This is a genomic window from Chryseobacterium sp. FH1 (genome assembly GCF_000735135.1).
GTDB lineage: Bacteria > Bacteroidota > Bacteroidia > Flavobacteriales > Weeksellaceae > Epilithonimonas.
The window spans coordinates 1-18,241 of the sequence record NZ_JPLZ01000003.1; the positions used below are offsets into that span (position 1 = coordinate 1).

20 protein-coding genes are annotated in these 18,241 nt (G+C 34.2%); 5 read left to right on the forward strand and 15 right to left on the reverse strand.

The genetic code is table 11. From position 1 onward, the window contains the following. The first annotated feature begins 204 nt into the window (after positions 1-204). The 3 genes from IO90_RS04255 (at position 205) to IO90_RS04265 (ending at position 3,606) form a co-directional block, all read left to right on the forward strand. Positions 205-1,074 carry a sugar phosphate isomerase/epimerase family protein gene (locus IO90_RS04255; protein ID WP_228374645.1) on the forward strand — a complete coding sequence of 290 codons (870 nt, stop codon included), beginning with the start codon at positions 205-207 and terminating at the stop codon, positions 1,072-1,074. Positions 1,075-1,239: 165 nt separating this feature from the next. Next, complete coding sequence (locus tag IO90_RS04260; RefSeq protein WP_051878274.1) at positions 1,240-2,124, forward strand: FkbM family methyltransferase; 885 nt, start codon at positions 1,240-1,242, stop codon at positions 2,122-2,124. Between the two features lie 3 nt (positions 2,125-2,127). After that, positions 2,128-3,606: a lipopolysaccharide biosynthesis protein gene (locus IO90_RS04265; protein ID WP_034964324.1), complete on the forward strand. Its 1,479-nt coding sequence runs from the start codon at positions 2,128-2,130 to the stop codon at positions 3,604-3,606. Positions 3,607-3,615: 9 nt separating this feature from the next. Here IO90_RS04265 and IO90_RS04270 read toward each other — a convergent pair whose 3' ends face one another. The 15 genes from IO90_RS04270 to IO90_RS04340 all read right to left on the reverse strand — a co-directional run bounded on the left by IO90_RS04270 (position 3,616) and on the right by IO90_RS04340 (position 16,568). Then, positions 3,616-4,236, reverse strand: coding sequence for a hypothetical protein (locus tag IO90_RS04270; protein WP_131450817.1), 621 nt, complete (start codon positions 4,234-4,236; stop codon positions 3,616-3,618). A 134-nt stretch (positions 4,237-4,370) separates the two neighbouring features. Then, entirely contained in the window at positions 4,371-5,090 is a 720-nt protein-coding gene (locus IO90_RS04275; protein ID WP_034964329.1) for a hypothetical protein, read from the reverse strand. A 345-nt stretch (positions 5,091-5,435) separates the two neighbouring features. Continuing rightward, complete coding sequence (locus IO90_RS04280; protein WP_034964331.1) at positions 5,436-6,050, reverse strand: hypothetical protein; 615 nt, start codon at positions 6,048-6,050, stop codon at positions 5,436-5,438. Positions 6,051-6,765: 715 nt separating this feature from the next. Next, a complete protein-coding gene (locus tag IO90_RS04285; protein ID WP_034964334.1) occupies positions 6,766-7,167 on the reverse strand; it encodes an SMI1/KNR4 family protein in 402 nt (133 codons plus the stop codon). A 427-nt stretch (positions 7,168-7,594) separates the two neighbouring features. Next, positions 7,595-8,569 carry an aldo/keto reductase gene (locus IO90_RS04290; protein ID WP_034964337.1) on the reverse strand — a complete coding sequence of 325 codons (975 nt, stop codon included), beginning with the start codon at positions 8,567-8,569 and terminating at the stop codon, positions 7,595-7,597. Positions 8,570-8,648: 79 nt separating this feature from the next. Further along, positions 8,649-9,218, reverse strand: coding sequence for a Crp/Fnr family transcriptional regulator (locus tag IO90_RS04295; protein WP_034964341.1), 570 nt, complete (start codon positions 9,216-9,218; stop codon positions 8,649-8,651). Positions 9,219-9,428: 210 nt separating this feature from the next. Then, positions 9,429-9,875 (reverse strand): SMI1/KNR4 family protein, encoded by a 447-nt coding sequence (locus IO90_RS04300; protein WP_034964343.1) that lies wholly within the window; start codon positions 9,873-9,875, stop codon positions 9,429-9,431. Between the two features lie 218 nt (positions 9,876-10,093). Beyond that, entirely contained in the window at positions 10,094-10,684 is a 591-nt protein-coding gene (locus IO90_RS18280) for a DUF6624 domain-containing protein (protein WP_051878275.1), read from the reverse strand. A gap of 173 nt (positions 10,685-10,857) precedes the next feature. After that, positions 10,858-11,457 carry a hypothetical protein gene (locus tag IO90_RS18745; RefSeq protein WP_051878279.1) on the reverse strand — a complete coding sequence of 200 codons (600 nt, stop codon included), beginning with the start codon at positions 11,455-11,457 and terminating at the stop codon, positions 10,858-10,860. Positions 11,458-11,618: 161 nt separating this feature from the next. Continuing rightward, complete coding sequence (locus IO90_RS04315; protein ID WP_165570237.1) at positions 11,619-12,476, reverse strand: hypothetical protein; 858 nt, start codon at positions 12,474-12,476, stop codon at positions 11,619-11,621. Next, positions 12,442-13,095, reverse strand: coding sequence for a formylglycine-generating enzyme family protein (locus IO90_RS04320; protein WP_228374646.1), 654 nt, complete (start codon positions 13,093-13,095; stop codon positions 12,442-12,444). Before IO90_RS04320 ends, IO90_RS04315 begins: the two co-directional genes overlap by 35 nt. 62 nt (positions 13,096-13,157) lie before the next feature. Next, a complete protein-coding gene (locus IO90_RS04325) occupies positions 13,158-13,493 on the reverse strand; it encodes a DUF4180 domain-containing protein (protein WP_034964350.1) in 336 nt (111 codons plus the stop codon). A gap of 622 nt (positions 13,494-14,115) precedes the next feature. Beyond that, positions 14,116-14,820, reverse strand: coding sequence for a DUF6966 domain-containing protein (locus IO90_RS04330; protein WP_131450818.1), 705 nt, complete (start codon positions 14,818-14,820; stop codon positions 14,116-14,118). Positions 14,821-14,971: 151 nt separating this feature from the next. Then, the gene (locus IO90_RS04335; protein WP_034964355.1) at positions 14,972-15,850 is read right to left on the reverse strand and encodes a leucine-rich repeat domain-containing protein; all 879 of its coding nucleotides are present in this window, start codon (positions 15,848-15,850) and stop codon (positions 14,972-14,974) included. A gap of 163 nt (positions 15,851-16,013) precedes the next feature. Next, positions 16,014-16,568: a DUF6985 domain-containing protein gene (locus IO90_RS04340; protein WP_034964357.1), complete on the reverse strand. Its 555-nt coding sequence runs from the start codon at positions 16,566-16,568 to the stop codon at positions 16,014-16,016. 202 nt (positions 16,569-16,770) lie between these two features. On the opposite strand from IO90_RS04340, the gene IO90_RS04345 reads away from it, so the two are divergent. After that, a complete protein-coding gene (locus IO90_RS04345; protein WP_034964361.1) occupies positions 16,771-17,838 on the forward strand; it encodes a tyrosine-type recombinase/integrase in 1,068 nt (355 codons plus the stop codon). A gap of 132 nt (positions 17,839-17,970) precedes the next feature. Continuing rightward, complete coding sequence (locus IO90_RS18945; protein ID WP_165570238.1) at positions 17,971-18,129, forward strand: hypothetical protein; 159 nt, start codon at positions 17,971-17,973, stop codon at positions 18,127-18,129. Positions 18,130-18,241 lie beyond the last annotated feature (112 nt).

Here is an 18,241-nt window from a genome sequence, read left to right on the forward strand (position 1 = left end):
AGAGCCTGTTTAAAAATGATTAAAAAATAAAATTTTCAAAGCATTTTTCTTTTCCCCAACCCTAAAGGGTGGAAAAACGCCTTGAAAATTTCATCAAAATTACTCCCTTTAGGGTCGGGGAAATAATTTTGATGAAATTTAAACAGGTTCTAAGTTGATTAATACTTCGAAAAATATAAATACCTTTAATCAAATTTAAAATCGATGATGAACCGAAAAGATTTTATCGCCTTATCTTCGTTGGGATTTTTAGGATTGTATGCTTGTGGAACTTCAAATATGATGAACATTAGAAAACCTTTAGCTATCCAATTGTACACGGTTCGGGATGCGATTTCTGATAACTTGGAAAAAGCGTTGGAAAAGTTAGCCGAGTTGGGATTTAATCAAGTCGAAATTTATGGTTACGACGGAACTTTCTTCGGGAAAACCAGAACGGAATTTCAATCGATTTTGAAAAATGTCGGTTTGGAAGTCATCAGCTCGCATCACACGACGGGAATTGTTCATAGTACTAAAGGAACTTTGCTAAACGATTGGGAAAAATCTGTGGAGGATTTGCATTTCATCGGGTCAAAATATATGGTTTGCTCTTATCTTTTCGAGGAAGAAAGGACTTTGGAACATTATAAAAAACTGCCCAAATTGCTCAATCAATCTGGCGAAATAACCAAGAAAGCAGGAATCGAGTTTGCGTATCACAACCACGATTTTGAATTTGAAAAGTTTGATGAAATAACTTTTTATGATTTCATTTTAGATAATACGTCTCCTGATTTGGTCAAAATGGAACTCGACCTTTATTGGATAGCGAAAGCGGGTTTGAATCCGCTTACATATTTTGAAAAATATCCCAAAAGATTTCCACTGTGGCACGTGAAGGATTTGAAAGCTGGAACCAAAGATTTTACCGAAATTGGAAACGGAACGATTGATTTCAAAACAATTTTTGAAGTGAGAGAAAAAGCTGGACTGAAACATTGGTTTTTAGAACAGGATTCCAGCGATAAGGATATGTTTGAAAGCTTGAAAATCAGTACAGATTACATTGCAAAAAATAATTTTTTTAAATAAACCTTTTGCTGAGCGAAAGCGCCCTTGCGAACTTTAAAATGTTTTCAATATTGACAAAAAAATCTTAGCGCCTTTGCGTTTAAAAATACATTATTTTAACAAAATTTTATGATTTGTAAAATAAATCCCTTTTCTTTGCCGTTCATTTCTTTATGAAACAACTTTATGAGCGTTTACAGTAAGCTTGCTGAGAATCTACAATACATTTCGCCAACCTTCTACAAAAGCCGATTTTTCAAAAAACTGAAAGGTCTGGATGCTCATAATCTGTTGGCAAGAAGAGTGGAACCTGAGTTTCTTTGGATTAAAAATATTCTTTCGAAAGATGCTGTTTTTATGGATGTTGGAGCCAATGTCGGCGCCTATCTTTTCACTTTGGAAAACCACTTGAAACCAGAAAATATTTACGCTTTCGAACCCAATCCGCAGTTGTTCAAAAGATTGGGGAGATTGTTCCCGAAAGTGAATTTGTCGTCGGTTGCCTTGTCTGATATTTCAACAATCGCAGAGTTCAAAATTCCTGTCATCGATGGTGAAAAAATCCATACGAGAGGGACTTTGCAGACTTCCATCAAAGAGAAAAATGAAGAACAGATGATTCTTCAAAAAGTAGAGGTGAAGCCTTTGGATGACTTGGTCTTCGACGAAGTTTATATTGAGCGAAGTCGAAATGCTCAGACTGACAAATTGAATTTTCAACAACTCGATTTTATTAAAATTGATGTGGAAGGCAATGAGATGCAAACCTTGCGTGGCGCGAAAAAAACGATTGAGAAGTTCAAACCGATTTTGATGGTGGAAATGGAACAACGCCATCACGACGACAATCTATGGACTTTGATTTCCGAAATTGCAGAGTGGGGATATTCAGTCAGTTATCTCGACAGAGAATCTCTGAAGCTGAAAACTTTGACAGAAGAATTCCTGAATCAGCAAAATCCTGACAATGTGAAGAATTACAAAGATTACATCAATAATATTATATTCCTGCCTAATCTTCGAAAGCCTCAGACTGACAATCAATCATCATTTATCAACCATCAATTATAACAAATGAGCGTCGTTGCAAGACAAGGTATAAAATATTCCATCATTGGTTATCTCGGTTTTTTGCTGGGAACGTTTTCGGCGATTTTCATTTTTCCGTACGATATGGAGTTTTATGGAAAGCTCCGTTACATTTTGCCAACTGCCGAAATGATAGTTCCAATCGTAGTTTTTGGACTCAGTTTTTCCAACGTCAAATTCTTCAGCAAAGTGAATGCTGATGGGAAACACCATAATATGTTGTCGCTCAGTTTGCTGGCGATTTTTATCAATTTTGCGATTTTTATCGGTGCTTATTTTCTACTCAATTATCTCTTTCCCAGTCTCAAGGAAAGCCGACTCTGGGAAATGAAACGACTGATTTTGCCAATGGTTCTGGTTTTGGCCTTGTCTTCGGTTTTCAATAAATTCTTGACCAATTACAAACGAATTGTAGTTCCGAATATCTTCGAAAATTTCGTCCCGAAGATTGCCAATCTTGGCGCGTTTTGCCTTTTCTTTTTTATGGGATTCGCAGAAAAATCGGCTTATGGATTTTTCTTTATGATGTTCGTGATTTCGCTACTTGGATACGGATTTTACACCAATCGTTTGGAGAAAATCAAACCGGATTTTAATTTGGATTATTTCAAAAAAGACAAGTTTTACAGTGAGATTTTCACTTACAGTTTATTCGGATTTCTTGGGAATATCGGGAACTACATCGCTATCAGAATTGATAATTTTATGATTGGCGAATATATCAGTTTTGAGGAAAACGGGATTTACAGCAATATTTTTTCAATCATCTCCATTATCGTGGTTCCGCAGATGGGACTTTTCAATATTTCTGCGCCTATCATCAACAAAGTTCTTGCGAATGGCGATTACGACGAGCTGGACAGATTTCATAAGAAAACCTCGCTTAGTCTTTTTTTCTTAGGCTTGGTTTTGTTCTGTTGCATCGTTGTAGGATTTCCTTACCTGGCAGATTTTATGAAGAATGGCGAAGATTTGAGAAGTGCTGAGCCAGTTCTTTGGATTCTCGGATTTGCGATGTTGTTTGACTTGGCGACAGGTTTCAACGGTCATATTATTTCGTTGTCCAAGTTTTACAAATTCAATATTGTGGTGATGTTGATTTTGGCGGTTCTCACGATTAGCCTTAATATGATTTTCCTGACTTACACAGACTTGGGAATTCTCGGGATTGCCGTGGCTTATGCGATTTCGCTGTCATTGTTTAATATCATCAAAATCGTTTTCAACTACGTTAAGTTCAAAGTTTTTCCGTTGGGAATCGAGATGATGTACGCTTTGATTTTGGGATTTCTGTCAATCAATGTGGCAATTCTGTTACCAGATTTTGAACATAATATTTTGAATCTTTTCTACAAACCCAGCGTCGTTTTGATTCTGCTTTTCATTGGAAATTACTTCCTGAAAATCTATCCGTTGGACAAATTTTTGAACAAGGATTTTATCAAGAGTTTGTTTAAATTTTAATAATTAGGCTTAATCATATTTCGGATTAATCAAAATTTCTTCCTTTTTATCTGATTTCATAGAAGTTCTGGTTTGTTTCAGGCAAGTTCCTTTTTCGTCTTTTGAGATGCATTTTATTGTTAATTCATCAATCTTTTGATTGTCTTTTCCTGTGACGACAATCTTGGAAAGTTCATCATTAGCATAATGAAATTGACGCGTATGGAAGGTGTCGAAATTATCAACTATCTTGTCGATGCTTCCATTTTTGTTGTAATGGTAGATGCTTTCGTTCTGTTTGTATTGCTTTTGCGTGTAACAACTGATGCGTTCCCGCTGATTCGGTTTCCATCGCGTTTTGCAATAGTAGGAATCTTTGTCGGGATATCTTTCCACCGTGAACCAAAGTTTTTTTTCGGTGGTTTGCAAAAGCTTTCCGCCAGAATCAACGGTTTTGGAAGATTTGATTCTGCCATTTTTGGTAAAGACCATTTCCTTTTTCTGGAGAAGTTTTCTTTGACCATTTGAAACGTCATAGACTTCTTCCGTTGCAGATTTTATGCCTTTTGGAAGTAAGTTGGCTTTGGTGTATTTTTTCGTCGCACAAGAGGTGATTGCTAAAAATAGAATTGAAAAACAAAGGATTCTCATAACTTTCATTTTGGGAAAGGAACAGCAAAATGCTTTCCAAGAATGTTAATGTAAGTTGTGGTAATATGAGAATAACATTATCCTTGTTTTTCAGCAATTGAGATAGCTTTGCTTTTACCAAGATTTTGAAGAGTTTATCTTTTCAAAAGTCTTTTAAAATAACTCAATAAAGTTGGCAAGAAAATAATTATCGCTAAAAAAGACAGAAATTTTAGAATGATGATAAGAAACTGAAAATTAAACGAGTAAGAATTCGAAAAATAATCCATTGGAATGAATAATTTGCTCTGGTTTTCATCCTTTATCAAGATTTTGTACTCTTTGTTCTTAATGTAGCTTTGCAATGCTTTGTCCAGCAAATTTTGATAGTTGCTTTTATTGCTTTCGGTATTCCAAATCTGGTTTGAATAGTGGGCAATTGCATCTCTAGTATAGTATTCATATTGTTTTCCGTTCACAGTGTAGGCATAGCTGATGATGGCCGTTGCCGAAGAAGCGGAGTTTTTGGTTGTGGGCGTCCAATCTGTTTTGTAACTTGTTATTTTTCCATCTACTTCTTGCCAATTGGGATGGAAAAATTTGAAACTTTCCAGTTGAAGTCTTGGTGAAAGCGACAGAATAAGAGACATCATCAAATAAACACCAAAAGAAACTAGGAAAAACCTTTTGTTAATTTTGATTTTTCTGTAAACAAGTAAAGAAAAAATAGGCGTAAGAACAACGGTAGCAACGATGACAAAGAGTGAACTCGTCAGAAAAAATATCAAATATAAAATAGGCATAAGATATCTGGACGTGAAATTCTCAGTGGCTTTTTTGGATTCTTGGAGCCAGTCATTGTTATTATTTATCATTGATATTAAAGTAAAGATTGAGCGTTATTCTTTGTTTTTGTTATCTTTTAGTTTTTTATTTAGAATCATAACAATTCATTTCGTTTGATGTCAATCATATCGCTGTCAATCCACAAAAGTTCTGGCTTGGAAGTGAAGTAAAGTCCAAAATATTTTTTCCGTGGATAATTATCAATAAATAGTGGCTTTGTATAGATTTGACGGATTCTAAAAAGCCCAATTTCAAAGGTGTTCTTTGTAGATTAACTATGAACAAATAAGAATCGCGCCAACACAAAGAATAATGCTGGTGTTGAAAGCGCTTCTTTTAAAATTGATTTGTGTCATTGGGTCTGGACAAGATGATTAAATAGTTAACCGTATGTGTCTCGTCACACTGCGAATATCCCGTTTACTATGAATGCAACCTGAACAGACATAGATTGTTCCGTTTTTATCACAAACGATGTTAATCATCCTTATTTCATCTTCAGTCAATTTTGAGTCAGCGGTTTTTAATTGTTGAAGTCCTTCAACTGCGTACACTTGTTTTTCTGCATTTGCTGATTTCAACCACTTGAGTATTTCTGTTTTATTATTAGATTTGACCCATTCGTCCATTTGCGCTCTGCCTTCTGGACTTGTGCCAGCAATACCACATTGTGAACCGTACATAAAATCTGTTATAAACAAATCATTTTCATTTAAATCTAACTGATAAATGGTCTTAAAAGAACTTTTTAATTCACCAAAAGCACTATCATTTTTAAAACTATCAATGGTCTCATAGTACGGTTGCCAATCGTTACCAACACTATTGTGTTTCTTTTCACTGAGTTCATAATACACAATATTGGTTTTGGTCGTAACGAGGTTCACACGATAAGTGTAAATCGAACTTGTCTCGGGATTATCTTCTTCCGGAACTGATTTCTCAAAAATAAAAACACCTTCCTGAAAATCACTTGTCAGGTCACGCAAAAATGCCCAATGCAAGCTTGTTTGCTTTTCATTTTTTGATAGATTGTCGGTATAGTTTTTTAACGCAACGAAGTCCTTTGTAGCGAGAACCTTTTTAACGTCATTTTGAACTTGTCCAAAGTATTCCGATGAAAATTGATAGTAGTTTTTTATTCATAAGTTAATGATGGTTTAATCCGTCTGCAAAGTCCCTTCGCTTCTCCAAAAAGTCCAAGTTTTTGGTAATAATTTTGAAAATACATTATCATAAGCATTCCAATGTACCAATTTATTTCAAGCCAAAATACATCTATTTTTTCACCTGTTTTAAAAAGGTTTTCTTAGACTGATATTTTTTTGATAATATGCTTGCCTTACAAACTGAATTTTTGTATAAATCTTAAGGAACAGAAGAAGAAAGATAAATGAAAATAAAATCAAAATTTGACATCATATTTATTTGTATTTATTTTGTCGTTAAACTAAAAATAATCATTTAAAATATTTCAAAGTATTACTATTTAAATAGATAATTCCACAGTCGCTATCACGCAGTTATTAGATTTTTGAAATTTCAATGTTTTTAGTTTGTCTTTTTAATAAAACTACACCTAGGGTTTCTGGGTATTTCTAAGTCGAAACTTTCAACTAAAATACAAATTTTAATCGAAGCAAAAAACGTGAATTTTAGACGTTCCGCCCGCTACTGCCAAACCCTTGTTGGCAGGAGTTGTTTTTAGTTGTCAATTAGTTCGTCAATTTTATCAGCGACTTTTTCTGTCTTTCCTGTTTCGTGATGCCAAGTAAAAATTTCATCACTTAGTTTTCCGTTATTTTCCTTTGTCGGTAATAATACTAAATGGTCGCCACCTCCATTTGAAGCGATTGCAATCCCATTTGAGGGAAAATTACCCCAATTTTTTGTTTGTTTAGTTTCTAAACCGATATGATTACAAGTTCTACTAATTCTTTTCTTATCTGATTTGTCAAAAAATGGATATAGATTCCAATCGTCGTCCTCCGTCGTTAATTCTCCGCCATTTTCTTGCATCATTTTAGACTTGAAGTTATCAGGAAAAAGAAATCCAAGTTCGTTTTCAGTTTCAATAATGTATTTTTTATCTATTGGGAATGGCATTCTTTTATTTTTTTTAGATGTTAGTCAATAAACCTAAAAGGAATTTATTTTTTGAAAGTTAGAATACTTTCTTCAAGTAAGTCTAACGAAATATCTTGCTGAAAAAAGGTTAAGTTCTTTTTCCGTTTTGTGTCATCACGAAATATTTCCATAATTATTTTGTCGTCACAGTAAATTTCAACGCCAATACATTTCGGTCTTCACTAATATCGCTTGCAATAATTACTTTTTCCTTCGGTAGTTCCATTTGTTAATTGCTTTGGTTTTGAGTCGTTGTTTATAATTACCGCCAATGTTTTGGAGCTTTGAGATAGCGGGGGCAACCGAAGTGCAAAAGTTCAGCCTTAAACCGAGCCTAAATTAATGAAAAAAAGCTGAAGTTCACACTTCAGCCTCCATAAAGCAAAACCCTTGTTAAAGGCTGTGTTTATTTCCTTCCCGTCGCTTCTTGAATTTGTGATGGATAGCGTTCGCCAACGATTTTGATTGTCGTCAATGTCAAATTTATTTTTTCTAACTCGTCAGTTGTCAAAGTAATGCTGTCCGCACCAATGTTTTCTTGCAAACGGTGCAATTTTGATGTTCCCGGAATTGGGACGATGAAAGGTTTTTGAGCCAACAACCAACCTAATGCGATTTGGGCAGGTGTTGCGTTTTTGTCTGTCGCAATGGAAACAACTAAATCAACTAACGCTTGGTTAGCTTTTCTGTTTTCTTTGCTGAAACGTGGCGAATAATTTCTTATGTCGTCTTTATCAAGTTCAATGCTTCCATTGATTGTGCCTGTTAAAAAACCTTTGCCTAACGGACTGAATGAAACAAAACCAATTCCCAATTCTTCCAGTGTTGGAATGATGTCGTTTTCGGGTTCACGGTAAAACATTGAATACTCACTTTGCAAAGCTGTGATAGGCAAAACAGCGTGAGCCTTGCGAATGATTTCGACAGGTGCTTCCGACAAACCAAAATGTTTAACTTTTCCTTGCTCAATTAGATCTTTTACTGTTCCGGCAACATCTTCGATTGGCACATTTGGGTCAAAACGATGTTGATAAAACAAATCAATTACATCGGTTCCTAATCGCTTCAAAGATGCTTCTGCAGTGGCAATTATGTTTTCGGGACGACTATCTAAACCTAATCTTACATTTCCGTCTTTGAAACCGAATTTCGTTGCAATTACAACTTCGTTTTTAAATGGTTCAAGTGCTTCGCCAACCAACAATTCGTTTTCGCCATAGCCTTGTGCTGTGTCAAAAAACGTTATCCCGCGTTCAACAGCCGAACGAATTAATTTTATGCTTTCCTCTTTTGTTGGTGCATTTGGAAAGCTCAAACCCATTGCGCCGAAACCCAATGCAGAAACTTCTAATCCGCTATTTCCTAATTTTTTTTTGTTCATTTTTATTGATTTTAAATTTGACACTGCAAAGTTTGCTCAATAAAAAATGAAACCATTTGCCAAATGGCAAAAAGTGATTTTAGTGGATGTTTTTTCTAATTCTGCTTAATGAAGATTGCGTAATTCCCAAATACGAAGCAATAAATGATAACGGCACACGATTTACCAATGTTGGGAATTTTTCCATAAAATCAAGATAACGTTCTTTAGCATCTTGGGAAATCAATTCACTTCTTCTCGAAATTTTTTCGCTGTGATGTTTGGTAATTATTTTTTGAACAATGTTGTCCCACCCAATAATGGTATTGGCAATTTCTTTCCAATCTTGTTTTGAGAAAACAAGCATTTTGCAATCAGTGATTGCTGATAGATATTCTGAAGGTGTATAAACTTCGTCAACCGTATTGCCCGATAAAATCAAATGGTTTTCGTCAATAAAGTAGCGTGTGATTTCTTCGCCTTTGTTGTTATAGTAATAAACACGAAGAACACCGTCCGTAAGAAATCCGATTTGTCTAACTGTTTTTCCTGCTTCCCAATAAAACTCGTCTTTGCGAAGCTCAATTTCTTTCGCTTTGCTTTTTATGAGGTCAATTTGTTGCTTGTTCAAATTGCCGAATTGTAGCACATATTCAATAAATTCTTTCATTTAGCAAAGTTAGAAATTGTTGCCTGTCGGTTATTTGTCATTTGGCAAAAACGTCTGATTGCTCGGTCGTTCTAATATGGTCTGTTACGGTTTGGGAATTTTCGATGGTGGGGCAATCGAAGCACAAATCTTCAATTTTGCACAAAACTTCAATCGAAGAAATACCGATGAACTTTGCACTTTCTATTGCCAAACCCTTGTTAGTGGAGGTTATTTTATCCCTATTTCGTCATGCCATTCATACAATCCACCAGTTTCAAATACATTTCCCGTTAGAAATCTTTGGAGAAATTCGGTTAGAGAGGACGTTATGGTTTTGTCGGGATAACTTCCATTAAATATTTCAAACTTTCCTGTTTTTGTTCGTCTAAGTCCCCACATGTCAGAGTAAATCATATACTCCGAAAAATAAAACCAGTTGTCTCCATAGTCTTGCTGATATTGCTTAATGTCTTGAAGTGCAACCATATTAAATATGTCGTCATTACAACCAAAGCCATTGCAGGTCAAATAGAACTCTCTAAAGTCTATCGGCAATGAAAAACCTATTTTTCTTTCAAAGTCAGCGATGTCAAAAAGTGACGCTGGAGGGTTGACGTCAATACCATTGTTATTATGCTTATGCCTTATTAAATTGACTAAGTCTCCTATGTTCATTCTCGTCTGTTTAATTTCCACTAACGGAAAAAGTATTGGCGAAGTGCGGTGATTTCGAAGAGCTGAAAGTTCAAGAAAGACCAAATGTAGACGATATTTTTTCGTGTGACTAAGTTATAAAAATGTCGAAACGAAAAATAGTGGCGACAAAAAAAGGTGAAAATTTTCAACTTTGATGAAAACACGCATTTTGCCAATACAATGTTATGTGTAGTATTTTAATTCGGATTGAACTGAATATTAAAATACTTTAAATAATCCTCTATTGGCTCCAGTCCCATTTCTTTTCTTCTTTCATTCACAGTTTCAGGATTTTCTAATTTATACAATTTACCATTTTCTATTTGTGAACCATATATTTGGGGTTTTCCTTCGTCCATTAAAATCCTGTCTTTCATCAATGCGTACTGTTGTTTAGATAAGTCTCCATTTTCAACCGCTTTCTCTATTTGTGGAAAATACTTTTTTCTGATTTCTTCAGTACTATGTTGCAGGCCCAACCAGATTGCATCCATTTGTCTTTGACCCACCTCCTTTAATGTTGGCATACCACATTTTTCAATAATGCTAATCACTAATTCTTGATTCCTATGATCTTCTTTAGCGTATTTGATGAGTTCATTTGATTTTCTAATCCTTTGGTCACTTTCTAAAACTTCGCTCAAGATTTGACGTTTTTTGCTGCAATCGACTTCAATAATATCTACTGAACCTACATAGACAAATTTATCTCTATTCATATAAAGGAATATTGATATTGTTAAAACAATTGCGGTTAATATGCTGAACAATATTTTTTTTATTTTCATTTCTATTTTTGGTTTATATTGCAGACAACGTTTCGGGGCTTTGCGATGGTGGGGCAATCGAAGCGCAAAACTTCAATTTTGCACAAAAGTTGAACCGAAGAACAACCGTTGAACTTTGCAGTTTTGCCCCACTATTGCAAAACCCTTGTTGGCAGTAGTTTTTTTATTCGTTTCTATATGTTTTTAAGTTTTTCGTCAAACCAAATGTCTTCATAACCTTTACTGTCAATTAAAAATCTGAAGCCAATGTCAAGTCCTAAATATTTAATTATTTCTGGTCTTTGTTGTAGCAAATGTTCTGCACAAATTGGTTTGAAAAAGTCGTCTGCTTCTGAATATTCACCCGTCCATATAAACCAACCCGTTGTTCCTTTTTCTGCTGGATGTCTTAGTCCATTAATTGGGTCTTTTTCAAGGTTTGTGGAAACACCGATATTTAATTTCTTGTTGATTGGTTTCCAAGTTGAGTTACTTTTTTCGCAAATTTCTTTTTGTGTGTCAATGTGTATATTCCAATTATTATGAATTAGCAAATCATCTTTTTCAGTCAATAAACGTTTTTTCCACAGTGAAACATTTGTTTTGTTAATTTCAAAATTAATATCCTCGTTATCCCACTCAAAAATTGTATCTGAAATAATTTCGTCTTCGTCCCATTCGAAATCCTCATCGCTAATTGCAGTCCAAGCAAAATTTTGAATTACGATTTTGTCAATTTTATCGTCTAAAAAATTGTCGCAAAGTTCTATTAAATTTTGTCTGGTTACTTTCATTTCGAGTTGTTTCTAAAATTACTGACAACGTTTCGGGGCTTTGCGATGGTGGGGCAATCGAAGCACAAATCTTTAATTTTGCACTAAATTTCAATCGAAGAACTACCGTTTAACTTTGCGGTTTCGCCCTACTATCGCAAAACCCTTGTTATCTGCTGTGCTTATTTTTCAGTAGTTCTTAGTGGTTGAAATTTTTCTAATTTATTAAAATCAAAATTATTTTTTGGTATTAGTTTGTGTGCATCAAAAGACAAACCTCTATTGTTGTCAAATTTATTCTTTTCAAAGTTTTTAATTTCAAGATAATTTGAGCCCATAATTATTTGTGAGTTTTCATTATTATAGACTAAAGAATCATTTTCATTTTTAAAAATTAATTTTCCATTTTTTTCATAAAATTTTGAGAATTTAAATTCCGACATTGCCATTGATGAAAACATAGTGAAAACATTGTTTTTGATACTAATTCCTTTATAGTTTTGTGTTTCAGTTTTAAAAGGTTGTTTAGTTACAATACTATGATTTTGTGATATAGTATTAATTATCAAGTTGTTATTTTTCCATTCTATCTTAAAAGGTCGAGAATTTTGAACTCTAAAAAAATCGCCATTATAAAGGTCAGGTTTTTCTTGATATTTCACGACTTGTAAAGCATTTACAGTTGAGCCAAATGACATTCCACTTTCAATGTTGTACAAATAAACATCGTATTGATTATTTGGTGATGATAATTTTTCAACATTAGTTATTTGACTTTTTTCATATTTGGAGCAACTCCAAAATAGAGAAAAAATAATTAAAAATATGAAAATATTATTGTTAGAAGTGGTTTTCATAGCATGGCAGATAACGGTTCGGGTATTGCCGAAGGCGGGGATTTTAGTACAAAAGTTCAATCGAAGAACGAATGTTGAACCTTGCACAAATATCCAATCGAAGCCGTTCAGCCCCGCTTTTGGCAATACCTTGTTAGCGGTTCGTTGTTTATTCATTTTTGTTTCTTGCAATTCTAAATCCAAGGTCGTCAATTTTAAATTTTAGAGGATGACTTCTTCGTCTGGTAGTCGCCATTACGCTACGTTCTTCGTCACACCAACCTCCACCTCTGAAAATCCGATATGAGCCATACACTTCCGTGTCGTATAAGTCTGAACACCATTCCCAAACGTTACCCAACATATCGTAAAGTCCCCAAGCGTTTGGTTTTTTCTGTCCTACGTTATGAGTTGTTTGTTCCGAATTATCTTTATACCAAGCTATCAAATCTAATTTATCGTATCTGATTTCGGTTGTTTCTGCTTTACAAGCATATTCCCATTCTGCCTCTGTCGGCAAACGAAAACCATTTGCTGTTTGGTCAAAAGAAATTTCTCCATTTTGCTCACTCAATATGTAGCAGGATTTTAGTTCTAACTTTTCAGACAATAGATTACAAAAAATAATAGCTTCTTTCCAAGTAACAGTTTCAACAGGTAGTTTGTCACCTTTAAAAGTGCTTGGTGTTTCATTTATAATGTCAAAATAAATGTCTTGTGTTACGGGAAATTTTGCGAGTAAAAAGGGTTTTATGTTTACAGACCATTTTTGTTTTATTCTGTCATCACGCAATTCAATTTCTCCGCTCGGTATTTCTACCAAAAGGTTCTTTAAGGTCGTAGCTAAAACATCTATATTCATTTGTCTGCCAATACTTTTATTGCTTATGATTGAGAAGCTACAAAGTTAATCTGTCTGCCTTTGTTGCTTTCATAAATGAAATCGTTAATACTTTTGCTCGTGTGTTTTGAGAAGTCGCCAATGATTGCCAACCGAACACGATAATTAGAAAATTTTTGAAGTATTTCGCCTGCCATTCCATTCTTTAAGTCAAAAAAGTCGGGCGTAATATTTTGTTCGTGAATTATGATTTTGTCGAAGTCCTGATAATACAAATTTCCCAACAAGTCTAAACCGTCCGAAGTGTTATTTATGATGTTGTCTGCTGAAATTACTTCTGCAATTTTTATGTCGTCTATATTGTGAATTTCAATGTTCATTTTGCTTGTCTTTCGTTTGTTGCACGGTGTCTGTTACAATGACCGCTAACGTCCCACGGCTTGGCGATAGCGGGGCAACCGAAGCAGGAAAGTTTCAACTAAAATACAAAATAAAATAGAAATAGAAAGCGTGGCTTGGTTAGATTCAGCCCCGCTATTGCCAAACCGATGTTGTCTGCAGTATTTTTTATTACGTCGAATCGGAATTTCGTGCGTTCATTTCGATTTTGAGAAGCAGAAATTTTCAGCAATTTATTCTTCACCTAAATTTCATTTTTCGTCAGTTTATTTTTTCAAAGTTGTTTTTTATTGAATGTTTTCACGCAAAAAATTCCTTTTAATTTTCCGTTTTCCCTGTCATTGTCTTTCCGTTAAATTCAATTTGTCAGTTTTCAAGAATGTTTAGATTTTCAAATTTAAGAAAGTTCATTTTTCAGAACTTCAGTTAATTCAATTTCAGGAAATTTGATAGATTAGGCTTGCGTAAAAATATTGCAGACAACGTTTCGGGGCTTTGCGATGGTGGGGCAATCGAAGCACAAAACCTCAATTTTGCACAAAAGTTCAATCGAAGAACAACTGTTGAACTTTGCAGTTTCGCCCCACTATTGCAAAACCCTTGTTATCTGTAGCCCAATATTTTGTTTATCCAATTTTTAGATTTTTTAGTTCTTACTTCCTTTTCAAGTTTAATATTATTTGAACTTCTTGTTATAGAAAATTCACTTCCATTATCCAAGAGTTCCCATCTATAAACACAGGAATTTTCTCCGTCACATTTTGGACATCTTGGATAAACTGTATAAAATTGTTTTTGAATTATTAATGAATTTGCTAAAGCAATTCTCAGTTTATCACTTTCGTTTTCAATTATTGTTTCCTTTGTAATATCTTCGATTTTAAGTAGACTTTCAAAATTTTCAGTAGGAAGTAACCTTTTTATCAAACTTGGTAAATTTCTTTTTGCAAGAATATCATTAAATGAGTATTCGGATATTTCAGAATATTCACACTTTCTGCAAATCTTTCCTTCAAATTGATGAATATTTACATTTGGAAATTCAATTTTATTTTTTATAACAAATGTCCAACTCATTGATTTTAGCAATTGGAATAGGTTTTCTTTCCAAGCTCCATTTTTATTATTTTCTCCAATTGCAATATCATTGATAGAGCCCATTCCTCCAAATGCTCCTCTATGATGTTTTGTTGATTGATTTATCTTCCAATCCTCAATATCTTTTTCAATCCATTTTGCCCAATGTGAATTATCAGATTCCTCCAAAATCTGTTTTTCTAACATCAATATTTTTAGATAGTTGTTCATTTTGGGTTACAGATAACGTTTTGGGGCTTGGCTATGGCGGGCAAATCGAAGCCGAAACCTTCAACTAAAATACAAATTTCAACCGAAGCACAAAACGTGAACTTTTGACATTCCGCCCGCTATTGCCAAACCCTTGTTAGCCGTAGTCTTTTTAGTAGATGATTTTAGTTTTAGGCATTCTTTTTTCTATTTCTCTAATTTTAAATTCATCAATTGGATTATCAATTAGAGATATTTCTTTTAGTTTTTTTAATTCGGTTATTTCAATGGGTAGATTTTGAATATTATTTTCAAATAGATTTAGTTCTTCTAAATTTTCTAATAGTTTTATGTTATTGGGAAGTTGAGAAATTTTATTTCCACTAAAATGTATAATTCTTAGTTTATTACAATTAGATAAGCTGTCAACTATTGAATTAGCATTAAATTTCTCTTGATGTATATAACCTAACTCTTCTAAATTTGTTAAATATTTATATTTTAAAGTTAGTTCTGGAATTTGGTTTGCTCCTAAATTTAATCTTTTTAAATATTTGAATTTATGTACTTCGGCAAGATTTTTCCTGAAATCAAAGTTGTATAAACTTGTTATATCAAGAGCTTCTAATTTTGTATTTCCTGAATAGAATTCATTTGGAAAATCTTTAAAATCATTCCACCAAAGTCCAATTTCTTTTAAGTTATGTAATTTTGTAATTTCTAATGGGAAATCATTTAATCTATTCATTCCCAAATTAAGATATTGTAAATTTTTCAATACTTCAATTCCTTTTACATCTTTAAAAGCATTTTTAGATAAATCCAACTCTTGTAAATTTTGCATTTTAAAAACAACCTCAGGAATTTTGTCAATTCCTTTTCCTGATAGGTCTAATCTTAGAACTTCTTCCAAATTTTTTGGTAAACTATCAAGTTTAAAAAGAAACTTATTTTCTTCTAATTCTTTTATGGAATATAACTTTGTTTCAGTTTTTTTTGAACAAGAAATAAATGCAAATATTGAAAATGTTATTATTAGGAGAGTTTTCATAAGATTACGGCTAACGTTTTAGGGCTTTGCGATGGTGGGGCAATCGAAGCACAAATCTTCAATTTTGTACAAATGTTGAACCGAAGAACTACAGTTGAAATTTGCAATTACGCCCCACTATCGCAAAACCCTTGTTAGCGGTTCGGCTTTTTTTGGTTCATTTTTAAAACTTTGATAAAAGTTCATCTTGTTCGTCTGGTTTGTCATAGGCATCGGCTTCTGTTAGATGTCCATCTTGGTCGCTTATTCTTGTAAGCTTTTTTCCTTGTCTAAATACTAATTGAAGTCCGTGTTCTTGTTCCCAGTCACATTCACAAGCAATGAAAACATATATATCTTGGTCTTTATAATGTCGTCTTGTTACATAAATTTCACTGGGGTGGATAAAGTTCCAAATTTCGTTTTTGTTATTTATTTGTCTTAATGGCTCGTCATCTTCGTCATATTCTACTGCTTCCAAAAAGTCCATACAGTTTTTGTATGCTAATTCTGAAATTGAATTTCGGTCATCTGTTTTTAGTGCAAGAAAATTTCTCAAAGCTTGGTCAGCTTCTTCGATAAAAGTCTTGTCGTGTTCAGGTTCAAAATCCATAAAAGTTATCGTCAACTTCTCATTTTCGAAAAACGGAATGGATATTTCTTCACTTTTCCACCAATCAGGGAAATTGTCATCTTGTTTTAGTTGTCCAATTATTTGGGATATAATTTCTTTTTTCATTTTTGTCGGTGTCGTTATTTAAGCTGACCGCTAACACTCAAATATACGAAAGTTTGTTAAAAAGAAAAGAAGAATTTATTTTTTTAATAACATCGCAGTGTCATTAGTTTTTTTTACTAATTTTATCTTTCGCATTATTAATAGATAATATTGATTGTTCTGTGAGCAAATATTTAAAATGCGAATGCAAAACACATTTAGGATGGACTTAGATTTATACAATTTCAGTTTTGGTACGCACAGAGATAAAAACGTTATTTGGATTCGTTTTGAGAAAAACTACACGTTGATTCAAGAACTTAGAAAAGCTTTTCCATCGGCCAAATGGAGCAATACATACCGAGCCTGGCATTTGCCAGATCTTCCAACCGTGAGAGATGCGCTGGGGCTGGAGAGAAAAGAATGGGGAAGCCACATCAAATCCGAGATAGATCCAGTGAACCAAAAGGCTTTTTCGGATTTTATAGATCAACTCAAGCTAAAAGCCTATAGTAAAAATACCATCCGGACATATGTTACAGAGTTTGGACACCTGCTTAGGATTCTTAAGGCTTTTCCAGTAGACAATCTCTCAGAAGATCGGCTGAAAGATTACTTTCTTTACTGCTTAGAGAAAGAAAAAATCAAGGAAAACCATTTGAACAGCAGGATCAATGCTGTGAAGTTCTATTTTGAGCAGGTACGTAGAAAATCGAGAATGTTATATGATATCCCGCGTCCCAAAATACCTCAGCTATTGCCAAAAATGCTGTCGCAAGCAGAAGTCCGAAAGATTTTTGACCATACAACAAACCAAAAACACCTGTTGATGTTGCAACTTTGCTACGGGATGGGACTGCGTGTAAGCGAGATTGTAAACCTGAAAGTAGAACATATCAACAGTGGCAATATGCTGGTTCTCATTGCAGGGGCCAAAGGAAAAAAAGATAGATATACCAATTTGCCAGAGTCCGTTCTGGTGCTTCTAAGGAGTTATTACAAAACCTATCGCCCGAAGGATTACCTCTTCGAAGGGCAGTACGGCGGAGCATATACTGTTAGAAGTGTGCAAAGTGTCTTCAAGCAGGCAATGGGAAAAGCAAAAGTCAACAAAAACATTGGCGTCCACGGTTTGCGCCATTCCTATGCCACACACCTGATGGAGAGTGGTGCAGATATTCGGTTTTTGCAACAGCTTCTGGGACATAATTCTATCAAAACGACGCAGATTTACACGCACATCACAGATATTTCCAAAGCCAAGGTAAAGAGTCCATTGGATTTTTTGTAAAAAAAGATAAAAAGAATTTATCATGGGGCGAGCAGATGAAAGCACCCAAAAAAGCACCCATGGCAAAACAGAAAATACTTAGGTTGTATACATTTCGACTAAAGATTGATAGATGTGGAGGTGTCGGCAAGTATGAGAAAGTTAGCAGCACAAGATTGGATTTTCTATGTGCCACAAGATACAAAATGGCTCTTCATCAGCCCAATGCTAGATTTTGAGTCCACCAAAAGACAGCTTGAAAAAACAGAAAAATTTGCTGTCAACCTTTGGGCGCAATCCGTAGATCCTTAAAAACAAATAGAGGAATTTTCTCCCTTTAGGATTGGGACAAAAACAAAATTAAATATAAAAAATTCACCTCCTTTGGAGGGTTTTCCGTCGGTGGAAGGAGGGTGGCTTTCTA